Below are 11,278 nucleotides of genomic sequence, written 5' to 3'. Positions count from 1 at the left end.
CAGCTGAAAACTGGCAGCTGAAAAGTGGAAAGAAGCTGAAAAATGGAAGAAGGCCTCCCGGCGACGCGAAAAGCGCTTTTCGCGTCGCCGGGAGGCCCGTGCCCCGGTCCTGTTCCGGAGATGCTGTGCGGTGATTACTTTATGCGGCTGGCCTGGTCAGGTCGTAGACGGTCGTGCCGCCGATCGTGGTCGTGGTGAAGGTCTGCCGGACCCATGTGGTGATCGCGCTGGCGGTGCCGCCGGAGCCGCCACCGCGGCCCATGCCACCGCCGGCGAGGAAGTAATGGATCTTTCCGGCTTCGACGTACTCCTGGAACTGGGCCAGCGAGGGGGCCGGGTCGGTCCCGTTGAAGCCGCCGATGGCCATCACCGGTGCACGGGTGGCGAGCTGGACGCCGGCGGCGGAGTTGGATCCGATGGTGGCCGCGACCCAGGTGTAGCGCTCGGCGTTCTGGGTGAGCGCGGTCACCAGTTCGGCGTTCGGCGTCCCGGCGTCGAGCAGGCCCCCGAGGCCTCTGCCCCGGCCGAACATCGCCGCACCCTGCTGGCCGAAGCCGCCACCCAGGCCCGTCGCACCCCCCTGGCCCGTCGTGCCGCCCTGGCCTCCCGTCGTGCCGCCCTGGCCTGTTGTGCCGCCTGGTGGCATCCCCTGCGGGACGCCCCCGCCCGGACCGTTCATCCGGACGCCGCCACCGAAGCCTCCCCCGCCGAAACCTCCGCCGCGAGGGCCGCCGCCGAAGCCGCTGGTGGGCCCCGCCGACGGGAGGGCGCCGGTGTGGGGGGTGGCGGCCGTCTCGGCCGCGTAGGCCGCGGGCCCGATCAGCGTCACCAGGATGCCGGCGGCGGCCAGCACCGTCGCGGCGCGACGTGCCGGACGCGCGGGAAGCACCAGCGTGAGGATCAGCGTGACGATCGCCACGGCACCGACAGCGATCACGAGCGCTCGCAGCCACGGCTGCCAGTCGGGCGTCCGGTGCAGCAGGACGTACGACCACGCCGTCGTGGCGGTGACCGCGGCCGCCAGGACCAGGCAGGACCCGAGCCGGTCGCGTTCGCGCCACAGGTGGACGCCGCCGATGCCGACGACGGCCGCGGCCGCCGGCGCGAGCGCGATCGTGTAGTAGGGGTGGATGATCCCTTTGGCGAGGCTCAGGGTGACGCCGGTGACGACCAGCCAGCCGCCCCAGAGCAGCAGCGCGGCCCTGGTCCGGTCGGTGCGTGGGGCGCGCCCGCGCATCGCGATCACGGCCACCATGATGATCAGTGCCGCGGGGATGAGCCAGGAGATCTGCCCGCCCATCTCCGTGTTGAACATCCTGGTCAGGCCGGTCTCCCCCCAGCGGCCGCCGGTGCCGCCGCCTCCGCCGACGCTGCCGGCCTCGTTGCCGTTGAGCCGTCCGAAGCCGTTGTAGCCGAAGATGAGGTTGAGGATGCTGTTGTTCTGCGAGCCGCCGACGTAGGGCCGGGAGCCCTTCGGCCACAGCTCCACGGCCGCCACCCACCAGCCGGCGGCGACGAACATCGCCACCCCGGACAGCAACAGCCGACCGATCCTGCGCCGCAGCGATATCGGCGCGGCCAGCAGGTAGGTGGCCGCGAAGACCGGCACGACCAGGAACGCCTGCATCATCTTCGCGAGGAAGCCGAACCCGACGAAGACCCCCGCCCAGACCAGCCATCTGGCGCTGCCCGTCTCCGCCGCCCGGACGGTCGCGTAGGCGCCGAGGAGCAGCAGCAGGACGAGCAGCGCGTCGGGGTTGTTGAACCGGAACATCAGCACCGCGGCCGGTGTCAGCGCGAACACGGCCGCGGACAGCAGCGCCGCGGCCGGGGAGAACCAGCGCCGGACGGTCACGTACAGCACCCCGACGGCGGCGACACCTTCCAGCGCCTGCGGGACGAGCACGCTCCACGAGCTCAGCCCGAAGATACGCACCGAGATGTCCATCACCCACAGTGATGCCGGTGGCTTGTCCACGGTGATGAAGTTCGCGGCGTCCGAGGAGCCGAAGAAGAACGCCGTCAGGTTCGACGACCCTGCCTGGACGGCGGCGCTGTAGAAACTGTTCGCCCAGCCGGAGGCGCCGAGCCCCCAGATGTAGAGCACGGCCGTCCCGGCCAGCAGGGCGAGCAGCGCGGGACGCACCCATGCCGGATCGCTCTCCCGGCCGCGCAGGAGGCTTCGCGCCCACCGGCCCCCCGCCCGGGAACCGGCGCCGGGGCGGCCGGGTGCCGCGGCCGGGGCGGGCGGAATGCCCGCCCGCTCGGGAACGGTCGTGGTCATGGCCGGATCCTCGCCGTCGGTCCGGGCTGCTGTCGAAGGTCGGGAGCCACCGTCATGGGACCTGATAGTGGGGTTTCAGCCTGACGCTGACCTGATGCGAGCCTGGGAGCCGACTGAGAGCCTGTCCAGGTCCGCCCAGGTCAGGTTTGCTCAGTTCCAGGCGGCCGGCCGCTGGACGGGCGAGACGATGTGGCCCGGGGTGCCGAGCCAGGCTTCCTGGCCGTGTGGGGTGACGGTCATGCCGAAGCGGTGGAACCTCGGCCTACCAGCCTTGATCCACCACTGGTAGGCGGCCTCCAGCTCCTCCCACAACCGGCGTGGCCCGCACTGGAGGACTTCGTATCCCTGGTCCTCCGGGTCGTCCGCGAAGGAGGCCCACAATCGGGACCGTGCGTGTGACAAGCGGAGAAAGACGATCCCGGTATCAGGATCGGTAGCGGTTCCCGCGATCATGCCGGGACACGCCAGCCCAAGGGCGAAACCCGCGTCGTAGTTCTCGAACACCTCGCGTGGACGAACGGACGTGAAACTGATCTGGCGGTTGTCCTCGTGTGTCCACCACAGCGGAGCGTCGTCACGATGGCTGCGTATCTTCATGAGCCGCGAGTGCAAAGATGCCCATCCGCCCCCTCCTGCCGTGGGCGGTTCGCCATGGGCGAAGAAAATCGGTAGCGGGTCACAGCGGTCGGTAGGCATCCCGGCGGTGCTCGAGGCGGAGGACGACGACGTCGTGCTTGTCGTCATTGATCCGATAGAGGATGCGATAGGTGCCTCGGCGGGCCGCCCATATTCCTTCGAGATCGAAGCGCAGGGGTTTGCCTGCTCTGCGTGGAGCTTCGACCAGAGCGGTGGTGAGAAACTCCACGGCCGCGGTCGCGACGGCTTCGGGCAGTTGGTCGGTAAACGCGCGTCGGGCTGGTGGGGTGAGGACGAGCTCGTAGTCGTCGCCGTTCACCTGAGCAGGTCGCGTACGGCCGCTGTGCCGCGCAGGACGTCGCCGCTGGCGTAGGCCCGGTCGGCCTCGCGGATGTCGGCCAGTGCCTGTGAGTCGCGCAGGACGTCGATGGTCTCTTCCAGTTGGGCGAGGTCTTCGGGGCTGATCAGCACGGCGGCGGCGTGGCCGTTACGGGTCAGCACGATCCGTTCGTGCTGGTGTTCGACCCGATCAACGAACTCGGACAGGTGGTCACGGACCATACGGAGAGACTCGATCGTCATGGCCACAATTGTGGCTCATTGATCGTCCGATGTCCACTCCGCTCCCCGTCCCTGGCAACGGTCGTGGGCCTCTCCACAGCCCCGCGAGTCGCCGAAGCTTCCGTCCTGGAGGTGGTGGTTCGCTGGGAACCTGACGGGCTCGTGCGGACATTACGAGGTATGAGAGCGATCGATGACGCCTGAGCCGGCTGATGACGGTGAGCTGCTTGCGCGGGCCCGGTCCGGGGACGGGACGGCGTTCGGGCTTTTGTTCCGCGCGCACTCCAGCGCCGTCTACACCTACTGCTTCCGCCGGCTCGGTTCGTGGAGCGGTGCGGAGGACGCGACGTCCGTGGTCTTCCTGGAGGCGTGGCGGCGGCGGGCCGACGCGGTTGCTCTCTCCGGCTCGTTGCGCCCGTGGCTGCTCGGGGTGGCGACGAACGTGGTGCGCAACCAGACGCGGGCCACTCGTCGTTACGACGCGGCGCTGTACCGACTGCCGCCCCCGGATGTGGAGCCCGATCCCGCCGACGAGGTGGTGGCACGGCTCGACGACGAGCAACGGATGCAGGACATTCTGCGTGAGCTCGCGGTCCTGAACCGTGGTGAGCGGGATGTCGTCGCCCTGGTGGCGATGGCCGGTCTGAGTTATGCAGAAGCCGCGGTCGCTCTGGGCGTTCCGGTGGGAACGGTCCGGTCGCGGCTGGCCCGTGCCCGCGCCCGGCTCGCGAAGACCCGGGCCGCGGGGACGGGCGCGTTCCAGGAATCCGTTGACACGGCGACACCGGTCACAGGCCGACACGGTCGGGAAGGGGCGTGACATGTCCGATCTGGATTTTCCGTGGCTTCCGCCGCAACGGGCCATCCCGGCGGAGCGGCTGGCACAGCGCCAGGAACTGCTCGAACGCCACGTCGCGGCGACTTCCGAGCCGGCCCGGAGGCCGTGGTGGCGGCGAAAGCTGATAGTCGTTCCGGCTGTGGCCGTGGTGGCTGTTCTTGGGACGGCCGCCGGCCGAGGACTGCTTCCTGGTGATGTGGCGACCCAGGCTATGACGGTGTCATGTTATAAGACGGTGAGTCTTCACGGTGACACGGACATTGTCGGCGGCGGGGTGACGGACCCAGTAGAATCCTGCCGGCAGGTGTGGCGGTCCACCGGAATGAAAGCACCGTCAGAAATCGTCGCCTGCCTTACCTCGGGTGGGGCTGTCGCGGTGTTTCCGTCGAAAAACGCCTGCCGCACGCTGGGGCTGCGGCCGTTCATGGGAGTGTCTGATTCCGCGCGCAGCTTCGCCGCTTTCCAGAATGACGTGGTGACCGCGGTACGGGCGGATCACTGCCGCCCCCGCAGCGAGATCATCAGTATAGTCCGGCAGAAGTTGGATTCCTACGGCCTACAGTCCTGGCGGATCGACGACAGCGGCTTCGGCCAGCCGTGGGCCGTGGGCCGGCCCTGCGCCAGCCTTTCCTTCAACCACGACCAGTCGACCGTGATCATAGTGCCGCACACGGAATGATGCTGACAGATGCGGTGACCGTCTCGACGCAAGAACGGTCACCGCATCTGTCCAGGAATCTGGTTTTCAGTTTTTTGATGAACGAGACCGGTTGCTGGGGGAAATTACCGGATGACGTGTATGCCGTCGACGAGGAGATCAGTCGACGAAGAGGTCGGTGCGGGCTGAGACACGCTGGGTGCCGAAGGCCACCGGGGACGCGTTGACGACGAGCGGCGGGCCGCCGCGGCCGGGGCCACCGCCGGCAGGCGGGCCGCCGGGCCCGGGCCTGCCGCCGGCACCTGGGCCGGTCGGGGGGCCACCGCGTCCGGTGTCCGGGGCGGCCGGCGGCCCGCCGTGTCCGGCGGCCGGGCCGGCTGAGGGGCCGCTGTGTTCAGTGGGCGGGCCGGCCGGAGGGCCGCCGTGCCCGTGCCCGTTCCCGCCGTGCCCACCGGGGCCGCCGTGTTCGGCGGACAGGTCGGGCGGGGGGTTACCGGGGCGGGCGAACAGCAGTTTGGCCTGCCTGGCCTGCATCTGCGTGACCGTTTCCACGACCGGCCGCCGCTGTTGCTCGAACTGGCCGAGCGTGTCGCGGTCGAAGCTGCCGGCGGCCAGCGCCGAGACGAGGATCGGATGCGCGAGTGCCGCGTCCTGGATCGCGAGGTTGATCCCCTGGCCGCCGATGGGGCCGTGCGTGTGCGCGGCGTCCCCGATGAGCAGCAGGCCGTCCCGGGCCCAGGTGTCGGCGAAACCGGCGAACACGTCCAGCACCGCGAGGTCACCGGGCACGTTGATGTACTTGGTGATCAGGTCGGCGTAGCGGGGAACGGACTGGCGGATCTGTTCCTTGATGTGCTCGATCCCGTGCTGGGCCAGCGACCGGTAGCTGCGCCGCGGGAGCGTCCAGCCCAGCTGGAGGCTGTCGGGGTAGGCGTCGTAGACGATGATCGGGTTGCCGTCGCCCTGGAAGACCGTCACCTCGGGGCCGTGCCGTTGCGGGGCGGGCAGTTTGAACCACACCATGTCGTAGTCGAAGGTGTCGATCTTGGTGAATGTGATGTCGGCCAGCCGCCGGGTCCTCGAGTGCCGCCCGTCCGCGGCTATCACGCACCGGGCGTCGATCCGCTGTTCGGTGTCGCCGTCCGGCAGGGTGACGCCGACGACGCGCTCGCCGTCCAGGAGCAGCCCGCTCGGTGACCGGCCGTCGAGATACTCGAAGCGGTCGTACTGTTTGCAGGCGTCGAAGAGCTCTTCCAGGACGTTCGGCTGCGGGATGCTGAGGAAGTGGTTGTACGGCGGTTCGATCTGGTCGTACTCGGCCTGGAACAGGGGGCGTCCGCCGGAGACGATACGGAAGCGCGAGCACTCGTAGTGGCCCCGTTTGCGGGCGCCGTCGAGAACACCCAGCTGGTCCAGTATCAGCGCGCCTCCGGGCTGGAGGATCTCGCCGCGGTACTCGCGGTCGAACGACGTCGCCCGTTCGACGAGGACAACCCGGGCGCCGGATCGCACCAGCAGCAGCGACAGGCTGAGCCCGGCTGGGCCGGCGCCGATGACGCAGAAATCTGTCTCCATGATGAAAGCTGCTCCCGTTTGGTCAGACCAGGGCGGCGGTGAGGTCGTGGATGACCGCGACGACGTCGGTGGGCGTCGGCTGGGCGGCGTTCTCGGCGGAGAGCGCCGCCGCCCTGTCCCGGTACGAGGGGGTGTCGAGCAGGTCGCGGCAGGCCGCGACCACCGACTCGGCCGTGACGCCTTCCCCCAGCAGCTGCCGGCCCGCGCCGGCGGCGCTGATGCGCGCGGCGTTGTCGAACTGGTCCGCGAACCGCGGCAGCGCGAGCTGCGGCAGGCCCGCTGTCACCGCGGTCAGCGTCGCCCCGGAGCGCCCGTGGTGGACGACAAGGTCACTGGTGGGTGCGACCAGGTGCAGCGGGAGCAGGCCGGTGGGGGCGCCGGCCGGCAGCGGCAGCGTCCAGCCGGGGCTGATCGGGTCCTCCAGGCCGGCCACGACCTCGATGCCGAGGCCGTGCAGGACGGCGGCGACCTCCGCCAGCGTTTCCGCGAGGTTCCGGAAGGCGGCCCTGACCAGGCTGCTGCCGACGGCCAGGGTGACCCGGGGCCGCTCCGTCCGCCTGAGGATCCACTCGGGCAGCGCGGCGGCTCCGCTGTAGGGGACGTAGCGGATGTGCCGGTCGCGGGATCCGGGCGGGTCCGCGGGCCGCAGGCTCGGCGGGCACGGGTGCAGGCGCAGCATGGGTTCGGGCAGGTCCGTCAGGCCCAGGCCGGCGAGTTCCGGCGTGAGCTCGTCGCGGGCGGGCGGCCGGGCCTCGGGCATCGTCGTCACACCCCAGCCGTGTTCGACCCAGGGTAGGCCGTGCGTCTCGGCGGCGAGCTGGCCCGCGTGCTCGGTCGGTTCGCTGATGATGACGTCCGGGCGCCAGCGCTCCACCAGTTCCAGCGTGTACGGCAGGGTGGCGGCGGTCAGGCGTCCCCAGGCCCGGCCGGTGCCCTCGTTGCGTTCCGCGGCGTTTGTCGCGGGCGGCACCGGCCGGCCGTCCCGCTCCCTGGTCATGATCGTGAGGAAGTCGACCGACGGCGCGGTCGGCCCCGCCGGCAGCGCGGCCTCGGTGATGGCGCCGGTGAAGTTCGCCGGCGCGGCGACCAGGACGTCGTCGCCGGCCGCCCGCAGCGCGTGCGCGAGCGGAACCAGCGGAAAGAGATGACCGTGGACCGGAGAAGTGGTGAAGAGCACTCGCACGAACTGCTCCTTACGGGTGTGACAGGTGTGGGGACACGGCCCGCGACGGTCGTCCCGGGCCGGCATCCCGTTTCAGGCGGTGAACGCCGGGTCGCGGTCACCGGTATCCGGCTGGAGCGTGCGAGTACCTCCCGGCAGACTGACGCCGAGCCCGCCGGAATGCGTTCCCCCCGTGCCCACGCCGAGTTGGCGCAGCAGGCCGCGGTCGTCACGGATGGCGTCGTGCTCGACCACCGTGCCGTCCGATATGCGGAACCAGTGGATGTGCCGCCAGGTGACCCGCTGGCCGGCCGCCCGCACACCCATGATCACGTCTTGTGCCTCGCCCTCGACCGCCAGTTTCGCCACGACGTTCTCGGTGTCCGCGACGATGCTCTCGACCGTCCAGGTCGCGGTCGGGAAGGCGCGCAGCACGACTGCCAGGGTCTGGGCCAGCCCGTCACGCCCCGGGGGGCTGCCCGGCTGGAGCCGGTGGTTGACCATGTCCGGCGCGAAGGCCGACACGGCGGCGTCGACGTCCCCGCGCTCCAGTGACCGGAAGTGCTCGAGAATCGTTCTCCGGTTGGCCTCGACCCGCCTGTCGACAGCGGATTCCGCTCTTTCCGAAGAAATTTCCGGGTCTTCTTTCTCGACATGCAGGACGATTTCCGAGATTTCCATTCTCGCGCTTTCCCGAAGTTCGCGCAGGGGTGCGGTAAGGATGTCCTGTTCCGGGCTCCGCTCGAATTTCTGGAATGCTTCCGGGCTGTCCCAGTCGCTGGTGATCACAAATTCGCGGGGGCCGGTGCGCAGGAGGCTCTGGCGCAGGTTTCCCGGCGTCCGGCGGACCACCGAGGCGATCTTCTCCCAGGCGTCGACGAAGTCCTGCTCCCGGTCGGGACGGACGAGCATGCGCAGCGTCGCTCTGATCATCGGGTTCCTCCGTCCGTGGTCGCGGGGTCGACGGCCCGCAGGATCAGCGAGCTGTTGAAGCCGCCGTAGCCGCGGGCGTTGACCATGGCGACCCGTACCGGGGTCTCCCGGGGCACCCGGACGAGATCGAGGCGGTACTCCGGCGCCGGGTCGTCGAGGTTGCCCACCGCCGGGATCACCCCGTCCCGGATGGACAGGACGGCGTTGACGGCGGCCAGGGCCGAGCCGCCCGCGCACATCCGCCCGGTCAGGCCCTGGGGGGCGGTGACCGGGACCCGCTCGGCGTGCGCGCCGAAGGCGGTATGGATCGCGCGCGCCTCGAGCTCGTCGAGGTCGCGGGAACCCGCGCCGTCCGCGAAGATCACGTCGACGTCGGCCGGGGTGAGCCGCGCGTCGGCGAGCGCCCGGCGCATGGCCTCGGCGTACCAGCGCGGATCCGGCGACGGGTCGCGGTGGTGGTGGGCGTCGTGGGTCGCCGCGTACCCGGCGATCTCGGCGTACACCCTCGGCGCGCCGCGGGCCGCCGCGGACGCCGGGTCCTCCACGACGAGCGTCGCGCCGCCCTCGGCGGGCACGTGGCCGCCCGCCTCGCGGTCGAACGGCTTGTAGCCGCCGTGTGGCTCACGGCTGGTGGACAGGCGCCCGCCCGTGATCTGGCAGGTCAGCGCGTAGGGGGTGAGGCCGGCTTCGGCGCCGCCGGCGAGCACCACCGGCGTCCCGCGCCTGATGGTCCGCCGCGCCTGCGCCAGGCTGTCGAGACCGCCGGCGCCGTCGGAGACCACGACCCCGGACGGCCCCTTGACGCCGTGCTGGATGGAGGCCTGGCCGGTGGTCGCCGCGTAGAACCAGGCGATGGACTGGTAGACGCTCACGGCCTGGCGGCCCCGGCTCCACAGCCGCTGGAGCTCCCGCTGGCCGAAGTCGTTGCCGCCGGAACCCGCCCCGAACACCACCGAGGTCGCGTACGGGTCATGCGCTGCCGGGTCATAGGCGGCGTCGGTCAGCGCGAACCCGGTCGCGGCCATGCCCAGCCACGTCCACCGGTCGGTCTGCAGGATGATCCGGCCGCCGATGTGGTCGGCGGGGTCGAAGCCGGTCACCTCACCGGCGAGCGTGGTGGCGTACCGGCTGGCGTCGAAGCTGGCGATCGGCCCCACCCGCAGCTCACCGCGCAGCGTGGAACGCCAGTGCTCCTCGGTCCCGATGCCGCTGGGGGTGACCGCCCCGATGCCGGTGATGACAGGACGCAGCCCGGCGCGGGTGGCGCTCACCGGTCACCTCGTCCGCGGTCGAGCACGATGGCCGACTGGAACCCACCGAAGCCGCTGCCGACCGACAGCGCCACGTCGACGTCGTACTCGCGGGCGATGTTCGGCACGTAGTCCAGGTCGCACTCGGGGTCCCGGCTGGACCAGTTGGCCGTGGGCGGGACCACCCGGTTCTCGATCGCCAGGGCGCAGGCGGCGATCTCGATGGCGCCGATCGCTCCGAGGGAGTGGCCGACCATGGACTTGATCGAGCTCACCGGGACGTCGTAGGCGTGCGGCCCGAGCGACTTCTTGAACGCGGCCGTCTCGTGGCGGTCGTTCTGCTTGGTCCCGGAGCCGTGCGCGTTGACGTAGCCGACCCTGGTCGGGTCGGTACGGCCCTGCCGCAGGGCGTCCGAGATCGCTTCGGCCATGTCGAGGCCGTCGGCCTTCAGGCCGGTCATGTGGAAGGCGTTCGAACGGGCGGCGTAGCCGGTGATCTCGCAGTACACGTGCGCGCCCCGGGCCCGGGCGTGCTCGAGCTCCTCCAGGATGAGCACGGCGGAGCCCTCACCCATGACGAACCCGTCCCGGCTGGCGTCGAACGGCCGGGACGCGTGCTCGGGGTCGTCGTTGCGGGCCGACGTCGCGCGGATCGCGTCGAAGCAGGCGATGGAGATCGGGGACAGCGGCGCGTCCGTCGCACCCGCGATCACGATGTCGGCCTCGCCGTCGGCGATGAGCTGGTGGCCGTACCCGACCGCGTCGATCCCGGAGGTGCAGCCCGTGGAGACCACGTGCGCCGGGCCGTGGGCGGAGAAGCGGCAGGCCACCTCGGTGGCCAGACAGCTGGGAACCAGAGCGTGATAAAGGAACGACGAGGCGTAGACGGGATCGACGAGCCAGTCGCGCCCGCTGTCGCTGGCGACGACGTACTCGTCCTCCAGCCGGGTGGTGGCGCCGACCGCGCTGCCCATGCTGACGGCCACCACCGGACCGCCGGCGTCGGCGGCGTCGGCGCTGTCGGCGCCGTCCCTGCCGAGCTCCAGACCGCTGTCGGCCACGGCCTCGGTCGCGGCCGCGAGAGCGAACTGCACGAAGCGGTCGTTGCGGGCGATCTCCTGCGGGGTCAGGCCCGCCGCGGCCGGGTCGAAGTCGCATTCGGCGGCGATCTGCGAGCGGAACTGCGTCGGGTCGAAGAACGACAGACGCCTGGTAGCCGTCCGGCCCTCGGTCAGCAGGTCCCAGAACTCCTTGCGGACAGTGCCTCCCGGCGCGACCACGCCGATGCCGGTTATGGCCGTCCTTCTCACTTCCGGCTCCTTCACGGGGTGTTTCTCACGGGTGTTCCGCGGCGGGTGCCGCGGGCTGGGCCAGGGCTGGG

At 70.8% G+C, this 11,278-nt stretch carries 11 protein-coding genes; 2 read left to right on the top strand and 9 right to left on the bottom strand.

Annotated features, from left to right (window positions below; translation table 11 throughout):
• Positions 1-139: 139 nt before the first annotated feature.
• The 4 genes from AC5LSR_RS03535 to AC5LSR_RS03520 all read right to left on the bottom strand — a co-directional run bounded on the left by AC5LSR_RS03535 (position 140) and on the right by AC5LSR_RS03520 (position 3,502).
• Positions 140-2,284, bottom strand: a complete 2,145-nt coding sequence (locus AC5LSR_RS03535; RefSeq protein WP_250283660.1) for a glycosyltransferase family 39 protein — start codon at positions 2,282-2,284, stop codon at positions 140-142.
• A gap of 150 nt (positions 2,285-2,434) precedes the next feature.
• Positions 2,435-2,881, bottom strand: a complete 447-nt coding sequence (locus tag AC5LSR_RS03530) for a hypothetical protein (protein ID WP_250289750.1) — start codon at positions 2,879-2,881, stop codon at positions 2,435-2,437.
• A gap of 79 nt (positions 2,882-2,960) precedes the next feature.
• Positions 2,961-3,239 (bottom strand): type II toxin-antitoxin system RelE family toxin, encoded by a 279-nt coding sequence (locus AC5LSR_RS03525; RefSeq protein WP_250283656.1) that lies wholly within the window; start codon positions 3,237-3,239, stop codon positions 2,961-2,963.
• Positions 3,236-3,502, bottom strand: a complete 267-nt coding sequence (locus AC5LSR_RS03520; protein WP_250283654.1) for a type II toxin-antitoxin system Phd/YefM family antitoxin — start codon at positions 3,500-3,502, stop codon at positions 3,236-3,238. The genes AC5LSR_RS03525 and AC5LSR_RS03520 overlap by 4 nt, the downstream gene beginning before the upstream one ends.
• A gap of 172 nt (positions 3,503-3,674) precedes the next feature.
• Here AC5LSR_RS03520 and AC5LSR_RS03515 point away from each other — a divergent pair, with 172 nt between their 5' ends.
• Together AC5LSR_RS03515 and AC5LSR_RS03510 are read left to right on the top strand one after the other, a co-directional pair.
• Complete coding sequence (locus AC5LSR_RS03515) at positions 3,675-4,301, top strand: RNA polymerase sigma factor (RefSeq protein ID WP_250283652.1); 627 nt, start codon at positions 3,675-3,677, stop codon at positions 4,299-4,301.
• A gap of 1 nt (position 4,302) precedes the next feature.
• Positions 4,303-4,998, top strand: a complete 696-nt coding sequence (locus AC5LSR_RS03510) for a hypothetical protein (RefSeq protein WP_250283650.1) — start codon at positions 4,303-4,305, stop codon at positions 4,996-4,998.
• Between the two features lie 138 nt (positions 4,999-5,136).
• On the opposite strand, the gene AC5LSR_RS03505 is transcribed toward AC5LSR_RS03510, so the two are convergent.
• From AC5LSR_RS03505 to AC5LSR_RS03485, 5 genes are all read right to left on the bottom strand, one after another.
• Positions 5,137-6,552: an FAD-dependent monooxygenase gene (locus tag AC5LSR_RS03505; RefSeq protein ID WP_493468131.1), complete on the bottom strand. Its 1,416-nt coding sequence runs from the start codon at positions 6,550-6,552 to the stop codon at positions 5,137-5,139.
• 22 nt (positions 6,553-6,574) lie between these two features.
• Complete coding sequence (locus AC5LSR_RS03500; protein WP_250280891.1) at positions 6,575-7,735, bottom strand: glycosyltransferase; 1,161 nt, start codon at positions 7,733-7,735, stop codon at positions 6,575-6,577.
• A gap of 72 nt (positions 7,736-7,807) precedes the next feature.
• Positions 7,808-8,647 (bottom strand): ester cyclase, encoded by an 840-nt coding sequence (locus AC5LSR_RS03495; RefSeq protein ID WP_250280893.1) that lies wholly within the window; start codon positions 8,645-8,647, stop codon positions 7,808-7,810.
• Positions 8,644-9,918, bottom strand: coding sequence for a beta-ketoacyl synthase N-terminal-like domain-containing protein (locus AC5LSR_RS03490; protein ID WP_250280895.1), 1,275 nt, complete (start codon positions 9,916-9,918; stop codon positions 8,644-8,646). The genes AC5LSR_RS03495 and AC5LSR_RS03490 overlap by 4 nt, the downstream gene beginning before the upstream one ends.
• Complete coding sequence (locus tag AC5LSR_RS03485) at positions 9,915-11,207, bottom strand: beta-ketoacyl-[acyl-carrier-protein] synthase family protein (RefSeq protein WP_445548213.1); 1,293 nt, start codon at positions 11,205-11,207, stop codon at positions 9,915-9,917. Before AC5LSR_RS03485 ends, AC5LSR_RS03490 begins: the two co-directional genes overlap by 4 nt.
• Positions 11,208-11,278 lie beyond the last annotated feature (71 nt).

It is taken from the genome of Protofrankia sp. CiP1_Cm_nod4 (assembly GCF_982290645.1).
The sequence above is the reverse complement of the archived record's forward strand: the minus strand, read 5'-3'. Positions and strand labels throughout refer to the sequence as shown.

Coding starts and splice junctions, on each gene's coding strand:
- AC5LSR_RS03535 (WP_250283660.1), bottom strand. CDS start 2,284: ATGACCACGACCGTTCCCGAGCGGGCGGGCATTCCGCCCGCCCCGGCC.
- AC5LSR_RS03530 (WP_250289750.1), bottom strand. CDS start 2,881: ATGAAGATACGCAGCCATCGTGACGACGCTCCGCTGTGGTGGACACAC.
- AC5LSR_RS03520 (WP_250283654.1), bottom strand. CDS start 3,502: ATGACGATCGAGTCTCTCCGTATGGTCCGTGACCACCTGTCCGAGTTC.
- AC5LSR_RS03515 (WP_250283652.1), top strand. CDS start 3,675: ATGACGCCTGAGCCGGCTGATGACGGTGAGCTGCTTGCGCGGGCCCGG.
- AC5LSR_RS03510 (WP_250283650.1), top strand. CDS start 4,303: ATGTCCGATCTGGATTTTCCGTGGCTTCCGCCGCAACGGGCCATCCCG.
- AC5LSR_RS03505 (WP_493468131.1), bottom strand. CDS start 6,552: ATGGAGACAGATTTCTGCGTCATCGGCGCCGGCCCAGCCGGGCTCAGC.
- AC5LSR_RS03495 (WP_250280893.1), bottom strand. CDS start 8,647: ATGATCAGAGCGACGCTGCGCATGCTCGTCCGTCCCGACCGGGAGCAG.